Origin of the sequence: Spirulina subsalsa FACHB-351 (genome assembly GCF_026130165.1) — a bacterium.
In the GTDB taxonomy this organism is placed as follows: domain Bacteria; phylum Cyanobacteriota; class Cyanobacteriia; order Cyanobacteriales; family Spirulinaceae; genus Spirulina_A; species Spirulina_A subsalsa_A.
The window spans coordinates 40,764-56,496 of record NZ_JAIHOM010000010.1 but is presented as its reverse complement, the minus strand read 5'-3'; the positions used below and the strand labels follow the sequence as shown (position 1 = coordinate 56,496).

The 15,733-nt window shown below is 48.6% G+C and carries 6 protein-coding genes and 1 pseudogene; 3 read left to right on the top strand and 4 right to left on the bottom strand.

The window, feature by feature from the left end:
• Positions 1 to 93 precede the first annotated feature (93 nt).
• From K4A83_RS03200 to K4A83_RS03190, 3 genes and pseudogenes are all read right to left on the bottom strand, one after another.
• Complete coding sequence (locus K4A83_RS03200; protein WP_265262956.1) at positions 94 to 5,826, bottom strand: PAS domain S-box protein; 5,733 nt, start codon at positions 5,824 to 5,826, stop codon at positions 94 to 96.
• A 158-nt stretch (positions 5,827 to 5,984) separates the two neighbouring features.
• On the bottom strand, positions 5,985 to 7,841 hold the full coding sequence (locus K4A83_RS03195; protein ID WP_265262955.1) for a response regulator: 1,857 nt from the start codon (positions 7,839 to 7,841) through the stop codon (positions 5,985 to 5,987).
• Between the two features lie 143 nt (positions 7,842 to 7,984).
• Positions 7,985 to 8,296: pseudogene (locus K4A83_RS03190) on the bottom strand (hypothetical protein); the annotation flags it as partial.
• 201 nt (positions 8,297 to 8,497) lie between these two features.
• Here K4A83_RS03190 and K4A83_RS03185 point away from each other — a divergent pair.
• Positions 8,498 to 9,196, top strand: coding sequence for a response regulator transcription factor (locus tag K4A83_RS03185; protein ID WP_265262953.1), 699 nt, complete (start codon positions 8,498 to 8,500; stop codon positions 9,194 to 9,196).
• A gap of 127 nt (positions 9,197 to 9,323) precedes the next feature.
• Here the strand turns inward: K4A83_RS03185 and dnaK are convergent, their stop codons facing one another.
• The gene (gene dnaK / locus K4A83_RS03180; RefSeq protein WP_265262952.1) at positions 9,324 to 11,234 is read right to left on the bottom strand and encodes a molecular chaperone DnaK; all 1,911 of its coding nucleotides are present in this window, start codon (positions 11,232 to 11,234) and stop codon (positions 9,324 to 9,326) included.
• A gap of 334 nt (positions 11,235 to 11,568) precedes the next feature.
• On the opposite strand from dnaK, the gene K4A83_RS03175 reads away from it, so the two are divergent.
• Positions 11,569 to 13,212 carry a YcjF family protein gene (locus K4A83_RS03175; protein WP_265262951.1) on the top strand — a complete coding sequence of 548 codons (1,644 nt, stop codon included), beginning with the start codon at positions 11,569 to 11,571 and terminating at the stop codon, positions 13,210 to 13,212.
• A 173-nt stretch (positions 13,213 to 13,385) separates the two neighbouring features.
• On the top strand, positions 13,386 to 15,653 hold the full coding sequence (locus K4A83_RS03170) for an ATP-binding protein (RefSeq protein ID WP_265262950.1): 2,268 nt from the start codon (positions 13,386 to 13,388) through the stop codon (positions 15,651 to 15,653).
• Positions 15,654 to 15,733: the final 80 nt, after the last annotated feature.

Here is a 15,733-nt window from a genome sequence, read left to right as displayed (position 1 = left end):
AACTTCAAGCATCGCCAACAGTTACCAGTAATCAGTTATTTTTTGACCTGTTGAAATAGATGGAATCCCCGTCCGTTTAAGGCGGGGCGGATGTCAATGATTCTTGATGATTGGGATAGTAAAAAAGAAACAACTCCCTTCTCCGACTCGACTTTGCACCCAAATTTGTCCGCCATGTTGTTCCACAATACTCCGACAAATGGCCAACCCTAAACCCGTACCGCCTTTTTTCCGAGAATCCGAAGCATCCACTTGATGGAAGCGCTCAAAAATACTCTCGATTTTATCCGCCGGAATCCCTCGGCCTTGATCTCGCACAGAGAATACAACACAGGCCACAGAATCGGAGGTTAAACTGTCCGCGAGAACCCTTGCTGGATCTTGGCGTTGGAGATCAAGGGGATTATTGGCATCATAGGACAGAGCCTGCACCGATAACCAGATTGTGCTATCTGCCTCGGAGAACTTAATCGCATTACTCAACAAATTCGTTAACACCTGAATCACCCGATCTGCATCCGCCTCGAATTCAATCGCCCGGATTTCCGCCTCCAAGCGAATCCCGGAGCGAGTAGCCATCACCTGCATTTGCTCTGTTGCTCGGATTAGTAAGTCTGCACTATTGACCTGTTGAGTAATCAGCTTGATTTTGCCCGATTCTAGGCGTTCTAGCTCCAGAATGTCATTGACCAAACGCACCAGACGTTCAGCACTTTCGGCAGCAATTTGAATCACGCGATCGCCCCGTTGAGACTTACAATCCACCAAACCACTCGCCAGTAGATTCAACGCCCCATGAATCGAGGTTAACGGGGTGCGCAGTTCATGACTCACCACCGAAATAAACTCATCCTTCATCCGTTCCACCGCGTAGCGTTCCGTGATATCTTCCCCAATACTCAAAGTCCCCACTACATGACCCTGAGAATCCCGCAACACCGTATTATTCCAAGCAATCCGCCGTTCTTCCCCAAACTTCGTTAATAATGACTCCTCATAGCGCGCTTGTCCCGCATCATGGAGCATCGCCTCAAAATGGTGATGGGTACTTTGACGCTGGGCTGCCGGGAGGAAAAACTCAAACCAATCCTGTCCCATCACTTCCGCTTTATTATAACCTGTAACTTTTAATAAGTAGGGATTCACATAATCCACCTTCCCCCTTGGCGTTAAATTCACCACCAACAGAGGAATATTTTCCAAAAAACTACGCCAGCGCCGTTCCGACTCCCGCAAGGTAGCCTCACTGCGTTTCTGTTCACTAATATCCCGGGCAATAGTCGAAAGTAACTGCACCGTCCCCATTCTTTCCCCCTCCCGCAAGGAACGGTGAGCAATAATCAACTGAGAGAGGGGAATTTCCTGACCATCATGGCTCAAAATCGCCGTTTCTCCGATCCAAGTTCCCTCCCGAATGGCCGTGGGGATACCTTCCGAGCGAATCAGATGATCCGCCCACTGAGGATAAGCCGAAGAGAGTCGCTGACTATGAAAAGAACGTTTCGTTTTGCCCCCCTCCCCTTTACCCCAAGGTAAGGGATGGGGCGGTGTTTCATCTGCATCCCAGAGAGATTCATCCGACGGTACCCCCAGAATTTGCCGGGCTGATTGGTTCATATACACAATCTCACCTTCTGGGGTGACAGAAGAAATAAAGTCTGGGGTAGCCTCAATAATGGCAATCAGTTGATTCCGTTCTGCCTCAGCCTGTTGGCGCTCGGTGATATCCTGCATCACAATCATCCCTGCAAAGCGCTCTCCCTGCTTATTGCGCACCGGGAGCGCCTGATACAAATATAAACGTCCTTGATATTCAATTTCTGCGCTGCGAGTTTCCCCCGCCAAAGCCGCATAATAGAGGGGTTCTAAATCCCGGCACAAATCCGGCGGCAGAACCTCCCAAATCGTGCGATCTTCCAACTGTTCCCGGGATAAGCCTTGAGTCGCCAAACCCACCCCATCGGCGATGGTATAGCGCAAGTCTTGATTAAACAGGAAAACCGCCCCCTTGGGGAAATTACGCACCAAAGTCCGATACTGTTCCTCACTTTTACGCAATTTCATTTCCGTCCGGTGACGCTGCATTAACTCGTTTTGTAGGCGCTCATTGGCCGTTTCCAATTCCACCGTGCGATAGGCCACCCGTAACTCTAGCTCCTCCTTGGCATAATGAAGCATTTGTTCAGCTTGTTTACGCTCGGTGATATCTTTAGCAATCCCTGCCCGACGGTACACTTTCCGGGAGTCCCGATCCACAATAGGAAACCCCCGATCCCAGACCCAGCGCATACTCCCATCAGGTCGGACAATGCGGTATTCAAGATCAAAGCGTAAATTTTGGGGGTTACGAATGGTGGAGATAGCGCGGTGTTTATCCTCTGGGTGAATGGCGGCAAAAAAGGCCTGGGGGTTTTGATACAATTCCCGGCGAGAACGACCCCAAATCTGCTCATAGGCGGGACTGACATAGAGCATCTGAGTTCCATCAATGCGACTCATCCAGAATACATCCTCGATATTTTCCGCCAGTTGTCGGAATTTCTCCTCACTTTCAATCTGAGCGCGATGGGTGCGTAGGGCCATGATGCCATAGCTTAAATCGTTGGCCAATTCACAGAGTAGTTGCACTTCAGCCTCATCAAAGGCTTCGGGTTCCGTGGAATAGAGGTTTAAGACTCCCATCGCGGGGGTTAGAGGGAGAGGGGGGGGAAAACTGCCTGCTATGGTGTCTTCTTTCTCTTCTCCCTTACTGTTCTCTTGAACCCAATGGCCGAGGTTTTGATAACTTTGGTTTAAGGGAATGGCGATCGAGGAACGATAGCCTCGCTTACGGGCTTCTTCTCGCCAGGGGGCATAGTGGGGGTCCGTGAGGATATTCTGTAAAACGGCGGGTTTTCCGGTGCGGATAGCGATTCCCGTGGGGCCGCGGCCTCGTTCTCGATCAGCCCAAGTAATCTGAAGTTGGTCTAAATAGCCCGCTTCCCAACCCGCTTGGGCAACGACGCGGACACTTTGGGCGGAGTCATATTCAGGATAACCGACCCAAGCGAGACGGTATCCGCCCACTGTCACCATAATTTCGCAGATTTGCTGAAAGAGGGCTTCTTCGGTGTCGGCGTGAACGAGGGCTTGGTTACAATCACTGAGGGTTTTTAGGGCGCGGTTGGCTCGTTGGAGTGCGACTTCTGAACGTTTGCGATCGCCAATATCCGTATGGGACCCCACAACTCGCACCGCTTCCCCCTCTTCATCCCACAAGGCTTGACCCCGATCCAAAATCCAGAGATACTCCCCATTCTGACAGCGCACCCGATGTTCCGTAATATAATACGGCGTTTTTTGGACTAAATGCTCCTCCAACGCCTGCATCACCATCCCATAATCCGCCGGGTGAATGCGCTCAGTCCACGCCTCCAACGTCTTCTCCCAATCCCCCGGTTCATACCCCAACATGGTTAATAAACGGTCGGAATAAAACACCTCCCCGCTCCGAACATTCCAATCCCAAATCCCATCATGAGTTCCCCGGAGGGCCAATTGCCACCGTTCCTCACTTTGTTGTAAGGCCGTCTCCTTCTCCTTGCGTTCGGTAATATTCACCACCTGCCCAATCACATAATGGGGACGACCCTCAGCATCCCGCACTAAAGCACAGTGCAGCAAGGTATAGACCACCTGCCCATCCTTACAGATATAGCGTTTTTCTAAGTGAAAATCCGAAATCTCCCCCCGCACTAACTGTTCATCCAACACGATATCTAAGGGCAAATCCTCCGGGTGAGTATAATCGTGATAGGTGATATGCTCTAACTCTTCTAAGCTATACCCCAACAACTTCGCCAGAGCCTGATTCGGACGATTCGGCCCACCATCCAACGGCCGGACTAACATCCCGATGGGAGACTGTTCAAACGTCACCCGGAATAACTCCTCACTTTGTTGTAAAGCGGCCGCCGCTTCTAAGCGTTCTGTGATATCCGTCGAAATACCAATCACCCCCACCAGATTCCCCTGGTCATCGGCAATGGGAGAGTCCATCACCCAAGCGGGAAAGGTAAACCCATCCTTATGGCGCACCCAAAATTCCCCCGACCAACTTTCCCCCCGTTCCAGATTGACCATAATCTCCCGGCCGACCTCTTGGGCGTTTGTATCGGCCACTGTCTCAAATAAAGACCGCCCTAGCACTTCCTCCACCGACCAGCCATAGAGTTTTTCCGCGTGGCGATTCCAATAACAAATCTTGCCATCAAAGTCGGTGACAATCACGGCCTGTTCCACCACATCCAGTAAATTGGCTTGAAAGCGGATTTGTTCCACCGCTCGGTAGTGGTCGGTAATATCATGACCTTCCACAATCAAAAACTGCACCTCTCCACCATGATCTCGCACCGGTTTAAGAGAAAAATCAAAAATCCGCTCTTGATAATCCCACGCTTGACCCTGTTTATAGAGGATACTGGCCAGATAAACCGAGGGAGTCAGTCCCACGGACTCCGGAGAGGCTGTCAGAGGGTCTTGGAAACGAGGCCGCACCTTCAAAGCACAGCGCACTAATTGCCCCCCAGCCGCTTGCTGAATGGCTAACTGTAATTGCTGGTCAATGGATACATTGGCATCTCCCTGCCAACAGGCGGGCGAACCTTCTGTTGATTGGGATAAGGGACAATAGTTCAAGGTTAAGGGACAATCCCCCCTCGTTTCTCTCTCGGCCGAGTCTTGGTCTGAGGTGATGGGAGAGGAAGGACAGAGCGTGACCTGGGCATTTTGAAAAATCTGCATACTCCACAACATTCTGCCCTCGACGGCCGTTTGTTCGGCCCAGTCTAAAAAACTGGCATTGGCTTCTAATATCACCCCTTCAGTTGTTAACAAACTCATGAACTGAAAGGTCTGTTCAAAGATGGCATGAAAGCGCTGTTCTGTATTTTGTAAGGCGGTAACGGTGGAGTAACGTTCAAGGGTTTGAGCAAATAAATCTCCCACTAAACGCAACAAGGAAACGGTCTGGCTTGACCAAGTTTGCTCTCGTTCAAAGCTGGAAAAGCCCACATAGCCCAGGGTGTAGCGCGCCCCCCATAGGGTTTCTTGCCGGGAGATCAAGGGAACGACTACGAGGGAATGAATGCCAGCACTTTCTAGGGCAATCCGTTCTGGGGTGGCTTGGGGCGGCAGTTGGTCAAGGTTGGAGATTTCAATGATTTCTTGCCGATACATTTTTTCCATCCACCAGGTAAACGGTTCGGTGGGTAAATTGCGCCGAGGGGTGGCGGAGGGAACGCCCGGACGACAAGCTTCATAGGCTAAATGCCCGTCCTGTCCGTCTTCGGAAAATAACATGATAAAACTGCGGTCAAAGCCTGTATATTGCAGGATTTGGGTCAGTGCTTTTTGGATGGTTTGGTCGAGTTCGGAAGGGTCTTGAAGATGGACAAAGCTATTTAACAGGGTGACAACCAGTTGCTCAAAGGACTCTGAGGGGGGCGAGGGGGGCGGTGAGGGCTGTTGTAGGGCTGTTACCTCTTGGGCGACCCAGAGGACGTTCTGGGGGGTGCAGGGGCTAATCTGAGCGCTGAAGTGGGTTTGATTGGGGAGACTATAGGAGAAGGGTTGGGGGTGTTGTTGGGTTATTACTTGTTCTACGATCTGCCAAAATTCCGGCTGCTGCTCAAAGGCCTCTAGCAACAGGGAAAAATGTTCTGAGTCGGGCTGGTTTGCTGTCTGGGGCAAAGGACGGATCTCTCGTTCTGACCAATCAATCCAGAAGAGATGGCTAGGAAATGTACTTAGAAATTGATCAAGGGTTAAGGGTAAGGATTCAAACATATTACGAGGTAATAAGGAATGGGGAATAGGTAATAGGGAATAGGGAATAGGTAATAGGGAATGGGGAATAGGGAATGGGGAATGGGGAATAGGTAATAGGGAATAGGGAATGGGGAACAATTAATAATTATTAATTGTGAAGTTCCATAGTGTACTGATTACTGTTTTCCAGAAATGGCAACCCGGCGCTGTAACTGACTCCGTTCTAAACGGTTGAGAATGCGGGCAATTAATTCCGGTTCAACAATGGGTTTTTGAATATAATCATCGGCTCCAGCCATAAAGACCTGTTGAATGGTGTCTGAGTCCCGATGGGCTGAGAGAATAAGAATGGGAATGGTGTACCATTGGGGATCGTTGCGCAGGACTTGGCACAATTCAATTCCACTAATTTGAGGCATTTGTACATCTAAAATTAGCAAATCAGGATGGGATTGTTTGAGAACATCCCAAAATGTTTTAGGATTGTCCAAGAGAATTAAAGTAAATCCCCAAGGTTTCAAGATAACTTCTAAACACTCTAAAAGTTCTGGGTCGTCATCCACAATCATTAATGTGGCCACTGTGGCCTTGGATTGATGGAGAACTTGCTGTAGGGTGCCGAGAACATGAAAGGGAGAGAGGGGTTTTTGTAAAAAGCCTTGCCCCCCTAAACGGGCGACTTTTAAACGGTGATCAAAGTCTTCTCGGGCTGAGAAAACGACGATGGGAATTTTGCTCTTGGGAGGAGCAAGTTCAGTCAGGAGTTCAAATCCGGCGCCTGGGGCTTGGGGAAAGTTAAGGTCGAGTAGAATAATATCGGGTTTGGCTTGGGCGATCGCATCCCGGGCTTGTTCTACACTGTAAGCGGTACGCACGGTTATTCCCCACTGTTGCGCTTCCTGACTTAACACTTCCGTTAAGGCTACATCATGATCCACAATGAGCAGAGAGGCTTTTTCCCGGAGGGGGACGGAGGGTGAAGCTATCCTAGAAGGGGGAGATGTTTGGGGAGTAGGGTGAAGGAGTTGCCGCAAATGGTTCACCGCTAGGGAGAGTTGGGGCAAATTGAGGGGCGTTGCCTGTAAATACTGCTCAATCACCCGCGCTTGTTCTGAGGCCCCGTGGAGTCCAAAACTGCCCAAAGATCCGGCTAAAGTATGAGCTTCTCGCTTACTTTTGTCTCGCCATTCCCCATCATCAGGATTAATCTGTAACGCCGCGATCGCCTGTTCAATAATATCAATCCGTTGATCATATTTATCTCGATTCCGCTCCCAAATCTTCACCATGTAACTCGGCATGGAGTTGGCCGGGGGGGTGCTATTTGGTTTTGGGGGGGCGGGGGGTTGAGGCGAGACGGCATCTGGAGTCTTGAGACGATACCCCAGACCATATAAGGTTTCAATCACATCTCCCGCTCCCGCCCGTTTTAACTTTTGCCGTAGACTCTTAATTTGGGTGCGCACGGCATTTTCTGAAGGGGGATCATCAAAGGACCAAAGATTGTCGAGTAAGGCACTTTGACTAAAAATCCGTTCTGGGTTGCGCAAAAATAAGTCTAACATCTGGTATTCTTTCGCGGTTAACCGTAAAGGTTGCCCTTGAAAGGTGACAATACAACTACTCGGGTCAAGATGAAGCTCCCCCCATTCAATCACGGGTAGGGCGATATCGTTCCCCCGTCGCAGGAGGGCGCGCACCCGGGCTAATAACTCCTCTAAATTGAAGGGTTTGGTTAAATAATCATCAGCCCCCGCGTCTAAAATCGCCACCTTGCGGGTCTGGCTTTGATCTCCGGTCATGAGTAAAATGGGAGTGCGATCGCCTTTTTTGCGCAATTCTTGGCAAAACTCCAGCCCATTCATTTGGGGAACGAGAAAATCCAACAGGATCAAATCATATTCAAAAGCCTCCGCCAAATCCCATCCCGTCTGACCATCCGTCGCATGATCTACCAGATAGTAATTACTGATCAACGTTTCGGTCAACAGTTCCGCCAATGTCTCGTCATCTTCAATCAGAAGAATTCTCACTGTTTTTCCTAAGCTTCTATACTGTACAGTCGGTTGACACTCCCATCGCTAAAAGCGAGGGATTCTTGGTTCAACGAGTTTCCTTAATGTTTTAAGGCATATCTCTTCCTAGCTTTTTTGTAGTTGTTTGATTGGGGTTGACCTTTCTTCTTACAATTGTCATAGAAACGAGAAATAGCAGACCATGCCCTTTCTGCCGATGCTTGTCTAGCTGTAGAGTTAAGGTCATTAGCGAACTTAAATTCTTTGGCTAAAACCGCACAATACTTATTGAGAGAATATTGATCTATTTTATCCTCTGGTTTAGCATCCATCCAAAGTCTTAAAGCTTTGTTTCTGATGAACTGAACTGTGCGAAAGGGGGTTTGGGGGGAAGCCCCCCAAATAACAATGGCATCATCAATGGCAGTAGACTGATTTGGTTTTAATACTGCTTTCATTTCCAAGACAATCATTGTTTATTGACCTCAAACAACTAGATGTATGCTAACATATACAGCACAAATTGTCATGCTCTATCCCTGAGCCTTAGCTAAAGAGTCGTGCTTCGCTGTTTCTATACTGGTCGGGTTTCATCCCGTCGGTAAAACCGAGGGTCTTCACCCGACATTGCAGATAAGCCCCAACGCCGAATTGCTGATATTTTAATCAACCTCATGGAACTTCTAATCGTCGAAGATGACCCAGAAATCGGTCAACTCCTACAAGACACCCTAACTCGTGAGGGTTTTTCCTGTCGCCTAGCCACTGATGGTTTACAGGCACTAGAGGACTTTCGTCTCTATCAACCCGATCTGATTATCCTCGATTTAATGCTGCCCCAATTAGATGGTCTGGAAGTTTGTACCCGGATTCGTCAAACCACCCACCTCAAAGACCCCTATATTCTCATGCTGACCGCCAAAGGAGAAGAAATTGACCGAGTAATTGGCCTCTCCACCGGGGCGGATGATTACCTCGTCAAACCCTTTAGTCCTCGGGAATTAGTCGCCCGTGTCCGGGCTTTACTCCGTCGCAGTTTACGCCAAGCCCCCAGTCGCACCTACCAAACCGCTCATTTTCGCATTGATTTAGAGCAACGGGTTGCCACTCGTTCCCTGTCAGAAGAGGCCGAAATCCTCGATTTAACCCCCCTTGAATTTAATCTCTTAGCCACCTTCTTAAGTTATCCCGGCCGGGTTTGGAGTCGTAGCCAACTGATTGAAAAACTCTGGGGAGATGACTTTTTTGGCGATGAACGAGTAGTGGATACTCATATTGGTAGATTGCGCAAAAAAATAGAACCCGACTCCTCCCAACCCACTTTTCTTAAAACTGTGGTTGGCGTTGGCTATAAGTTTGAAGATGTTGGGTGAACTACCCCACCCTGCCGTTGGCGAGGATGGGGCTTCCTGATTCAACTTAAACGTCCAGAAAAAAAGAGAGGAGAGAGTGCAATTTACACTCTCTCCCCTCCGCAGCCTGTTATTCAGCAGACCCTTTTTATTCCTTGGTTTCGGAGAATTCTGCATCAATCACATCATCTCCGCCCCCTGTGGAACCGCCACCCGTGGGGCCAGCATCATCGGGGCCAGCACCGGGGGCTCCGGCGGCATCTTGGTAAACACTGCTACCAATGCTGTAGAGAGTTTGTTGTAACTCAGGCATGACGGTTTTAATTTTTTCGTCGTCTTCCTTCTGTACCGCTTCTCGCAGGTCTTTGATTAAGGCTTCGGCTTTGGCTTTATCATCGGCCGAAACTTTATCGCCTAAATCCTGTAACTGCTTGTCTGCTTGGTATACCAAGGAGTCGGCTTGGTTCTTGCGGTCGATTTTCTCCCGGCGCTCTTTGTCGGCGGCGGCGTTGGCTTCGGCTTCCCGTACCATGCGGTCTACTTCGGTGTCGGGTAAGGTGGAAGCCCCTGTAATACTGATGGACTGTTCTTTTCCGGTGCCTTTGTCTTTGGCGGTGACGTTCAGAATCCCGTTGGCGTCAATATCAAAGGTGACTTCAATTTGGGGGACCCCACGAGCGGCGGGAGGAATGCCATCTAAGCGGAAGGTTCCCAAGCTCTTGTTATCCTTCGCCATTTCCCGTTCCCCTTGCAGGACGTGGATTTCCACGTTGGTCTGTCCGTCCACGGCTGTGGAGAAGACTTCGGATTTTTTGGTGGGGATGGTGGTGTTGCGGGGGATGATTTTGGTCATAACACCGCCCAAGGTTTCTACCCCAAGGGAGAGGGGAGTCACGTCTAACAGGAGGATATCTTTCACTTCTCCGGCCAGAACACCCCCTTGAATGGCGGCACCGACGGCGACCACTTCATCTGGGTTAACGCTTTGGTTGGGGTCTTTACCTAATACCCGTTTAACCAGTTCTTGAACGGCGGGAATCCGGGTGGAACCGCCGACGAGGACGATTTCATCAATGGCGCTTTTGTCGATTTTGGCATCCCGAATGGCGTTTTCTACGGGGATGCGAGAACGGTCGATGAGGTCGGCACAAATTTCCTCGAATTTACCCCGGGTGAGGGTGGTGTCAAGGTGTTTGGGGCCGTCTTGGGTGGCGGTGATGAAGGGGAGGTTAATCTCCGCTTGAGTGACGCTGGAGAGTTCGATTTTGGCTTTCTCGGCGGCTTCGGTGAGCCGTTGGAGGGCTTGACTATCTTTGCGGAGGTCAATGCCTTCAGTTTTGCGGAATTCTTCGGCGAGGTAGTCTACGATTTTTTTATCAAAATCGTCGCCTCCTAGGTGGGTGTCGCCGGAGGTGGCTAATACTTCAAATACGCCGTCGCCTACTTCGAGGATGGATACGTCGAAGGTTCCACCCCCTAGGTCAAAGACGAGGATTGTTTCATTGCTTTTTTTATCTAAACCGTAGGCGAGGGAGGCGGCGGTGGGTTCGTTGATGATGCGCAGAACTTCTACCCCGGCAATTTTCCCTGCGTCTTTGGTGGCTTGACGTTGGGAGTCGTTAAAGTAGGCGGGGACGGTAATCACGGCTTGGGTGACGGTTTCCCCGAGGTATTTACTGGCATCTTCAATCAGTTTGCGCAGCACTTGAGCGGCAATTTCTTCGGGGGCAAACTGTTTGTTGAGGTTGGGACAGTCGAGTTTAACGTTGCCGTTGCTGTCTTGTAGGACTTTGTAAGATACTTCGGTGGTTTCGTTGGTTACTTCGCCGGATTTCCGCCCGATGAACCGTTTTACGGAATAAAAGGTGTTGGCGGGGTTCATTACGGCCTGACGTTTGGCAATTTGACCCACTAGGCGATCGCCATTTTTGGCATAGGCTACGACGGAGGGGGTGGTTCTAAAGCCCTCGGCGTTAGCAATAACGGTAGGTTTGCCCCCTTCCATGACCGCTACGCAGGAGTTGGTGGTTCCTAAATCAATTCCGACAACTTTTGCCATAATATTAAGTCTGCTCCAAGCTAACAACAATGAGTTTCCAAGAGAAACTGAACCCAGCTTTGCTCTCAGCCTGCCCTTGCTCTCTTTACAACTGATTATTCTCCTTTCTATACTGACGGGGAGGGGATGATCTCTGTAAGTGGTATTTTCCGAACCTCTCAGGACGGTTCGGGAATGGGGAATAGGTAATAGGGAATAGGGAATAGGTAATAGGGAATAGGTAATAATTCTTAATTCCCCGACTCCCGACTCCCGATTCCCGACTCCCGACTCCCGACTCCCGACTGGGCGCTAAAGCGCAACTACGAACCTGACTCCCTATTCCCTATTTACCGTGACTATCTACCGACTATTGATTTTAATTGTAGGGATTAGCTTTATTCTGGGGCTAATGATCTGGTTGGTGGATGCTATTTATCGGCTTTATTTCCAAATCTCCTTTACCGCCCCGCTTTTAGCGAATCTTCTACTGTTGCTGTTGATTGTGCTGTTGGGGGTGCTAATTGCGGCGTTTATTTACTATTTCAATCTCTTTTCTGGACGCAAAAGTTCCACGTCCCGTAATAGCGCCCGCTTGGTGCAATTGCCCGCCCAGAAAACTGAAGCGGCGGGGGAAAATTTAAAGGCGATTCGGCAACAAGTGGCGCAGATTCAGGATGAAATTAGTCGTCAGGCCCTGTTGGAGCGATCGCAGGAAATTGAACGCAACTTAACGCGGGGTAATATTCGCGTGGTAGTCTTCGGGACGGGATCGGCGGGGAAAACCTCGGTGGTGAATGGTTTAATCGGTCGTATGGTGGGGGAAGTGGGCGCGCCGATGGGGACGACTCAGGCCGGGGAAACCTACCGTTTGCAGTTACAAGGTCTATCCCGTGAAATTTTAATCACCGATACACCGGGAATTTTAGAGGTGGGGGAGGCGGGCAGTCAACGGGAACAATTGGCCCGGCAGTTGGCGACGGAGGCGGATTTGTTGTTATTTGTGGTGGATAATGATTTGCGCCAGTCGGAATATACTCCGTTGCGGGTGTTGGCGGAAATTGGTAAGCGATCGCTCATTGTGTTAAATAAGGCGGATCTCTATACGGAACAAGAACAAGAGGTCATTTTGCAACAGTTGCGCGATCGCGTTCAATCCTTTATTCCCCCCTCCGATGTGGTGGCCGTCTCAGCGAATCCCCAAGCCGTAGCCCTAGACAGTGGCGACTGGGTAACGCCAGAGGTGGAAATTATGCCCCTGATTCGCCGTTTAGCCGCCGTTTTACGCGCCGAAGGGGAGGATCTCATTGCCGACAACATCCTCTTGCAATCCCAGCGTTTAGGGGAAGAAGCGCGGCGCTTAATCGACAAACAACGACGCAGACAGGCCGATAAAATTATTGACCGTTTCCAGTGGATTGGGGCCGGGGTGATTGCTGTGACTCCGGTTCCCGTGGTGGATTTGCTCGCCACGGCCGCCGTTAATGCTCAAATGGTGGTCGAAATTGGCAAAATATACGGCTGTGAATTGAATATGGAACGCGGCCGTGAATTAGCCCTCTCTTTGGGCAAAACTTTAGTCAGTTTAGGAGTGGTTAAAGGGGCGGTGCAAATGCTCTCTACCCTCCTCCAACTCAATGTAGCTACCTATTTAGTCGGGAAAACCATCCAAGGCATCACGGCCGCCTATTTAACGCGCATTGCCGGGAAAAGTTTTATTGAATACTTCCGCCATAATCAAGATTGGGGCGATGGTGGTATGACAGAAGTTGTGCAAACTCAGTTTAAATTGTTGCAAAAAGAGCAATTTATGAAGGGCTTTGTCAAAGATGCCATTGTAAAATTTGTCCAACCCATGCAGGACACCATAAAAATTCGGGCTGAGTTAGAAGAAACACCCCCCGAAATTGTTCCGATGCCCCTAGAAAAAACTTGGCAAAACCCCCTGCTAGTGGACGATTGGGACATCCCCCCCTCCTCCCCCTCCGATGATTGGTAGGGCTTGCTGAATAAATTTGCTCATGGGCATAAGTAACAATAAATAATTGTTCAATTATCTATTTTCAGAATCAACCTTGCACTTATTCAGCAAGTCCTATTTTAGGGTGGCTATGTCAGGAAATCCTTAGAAAACCTTAAAATTTCGTGATCTTGTCGAAGGGATTAGACACAATGAGTGGAAACACTGACTATCCTTGTAGTCAGCGCCCTTCTCTTGAGAGATGGGTTTTTCAGGATTTACTGACTTTTATACTGAGGGCTAGTGAAGTGTTACCTCTTTCTCTGACCCGATTATCCACCCCTTGGATAGATCGTACTCCCTTGATGATAGCCGGAGACGTTTTAATCTCTGATGCCGTCCAAAGAATGCACCGCAGCGGAAAATCCTATGCCGTTGTGGTGCAAACGGTGGCACCTGTCCATTGTTTAGGTATTTTCAGCACCAGTGAGGTTATGGGTGCGATCGCAACTGGGGTGAATCTCGCCACCACATCCCTACAAGACATCGTAACACCCCCCATTCACACCCTGATTGAAGCAGAAGTTCAAAATTTATACCCTATTTTGAGTTATTTTGAGCAATATGCTCTCAACCACGCCCCCGTTTTGGATGATCAAGGCAACTGGGTAGCCATCATAGCCTATGAATCCTGCTTAAAAGCCTATCACGCAGAGCAAAAAGCTCAACAAAGACAGCCCCTGTTACTCCATCCAAGGGGTGAAATAGCCCTAAAATCTTCCGTAGCCCTAGCATCAGAAGAAATCATACCCCCTCCTGCACCCACTTCCCCAGACCTCAATCCTCGGGTACGCCAATTGTTACAACATTTTTGCCAAGGGGATTATTTATCCCAATATACTGATGGCAAAACCCTAATCGAATCGGCATTACATCATTTGATGCGAGCAGAAATTAATGAGCGATTAACTCAACAAATTCAGGTTTGTAAAAGCCAATTAGCCACCGGGGAAGACCATTTTCGCCAACTGGTTGAACATATTGATAGTATTTTTTGGATTACCAATCCTGAACGGACTGAAATTCTATATCAATCCCCTGCCTATCAAAAATTTTTTGGTGAAGGTCAAGACTCTGAAATGGTTTTTCCTGCGGCTTGGTATCCTTTAATCCACCCCGCAGATCAGGAAAAAGTGATTAACTTTTACAATAGGGATCTAGTCGAAAAAGATTCCCAAGAATTTCGCATCATTCAACAGGATGGCACAGTGTGCTGGCTGCGTAATCGAGCCTTTCCCATTCACAATTCCTCCGGTGGTATTGATTGTTTAGTTGGGATTGCTGATGACATTACACTCTATAAACAAACAGAAGAAGCCTTACAAAAGTCTCTACAAACCCTCTCCGATTTTAAATATGGCTTGGATCAAATTGCTCTGGTTGCCAGTGTTGATAGTCAGGGGCATATTTTAGAAGTTAACGAAAAATTTTCTGAATTAGCCCAAGCGTCTCCTGAGCAATTATTGGGGCGTTTTTATGGTGATCTTTGTGTTCCTCCTGAGTCCGAAACATTTTGGCAAGAAGTTTGGACAACCTTAGCGCATAATTTCATCTGGCAAGGGGAAATTCAACATCAAACCCCTCGTCAACGCACCTATTGGGTAAATGTCACCTTTATTCCCTTTTTTAATGAAGCGGGAAAACCTCAACATTATCTAATGATTGGCTTTGAAATTCAAGAACGAAAACGGGCAGAAGCGGAAATGCTAAAAACCTTAATTCGAGAGAAAGAACTGGGCGAACTAAAATCTAATTTTATTACCATAACTTCCCATGAATTTCGCACTCCCTTAACAATTATTCAATGTTCTGTGGAACTGCTTACCTCCTATCCTCTTTCGCCAGAAGATCAACAGGAGGAACTCCAAGCGATTCAAGACGCGGTTGCTCACTTAACCCATTTATTGGATGATTTACTAATTCTGAGTCGAGGGGAATCGGAGCAACTTCAGTGTAAATGGAATTTAATTAATGTCTCCCAATTTTGTCAGCGTTTGCTAAAACAATTAAAGGCACAGTATCCTGATCATCGCCTAAAATTTGAGGACAAAACAGAAGAAAAACAAACCGTTGCTTTTATTACTGATAGCACGTTATTACAACAAATTTTAATTAACCTGTTGAGCAATGCTCTAAAATATTCTTCACCGGATGACCCAGTAGAATTGAAAATGACCCAAACGAAAAATCATTTAATTCTAGAAGTGTGCGATCGCGGTATTGGCATCCCTCCCGAAGCTCAAGAACACCTCGGCACAGCTTTCTATCGTGCCAGTAACGTCGGATCTACCCCCGGCACAGGTTTAGGTTTAGCCATTGTCAAAACCTATGTTGATCTTCTCCAAGGTACTCTCCAGATTCAGAGTCAACTCGGAGAAGGCACCACCGTTAAAATCACCCTCCCCCATACCCCCAGTTAACTTTTGAGGAGTTTACTGGAGCTATAGCGTTTCCATTTGAGTTTTGTAATCCACAAGGGAAAGCAAAGGGAACAGTTCAT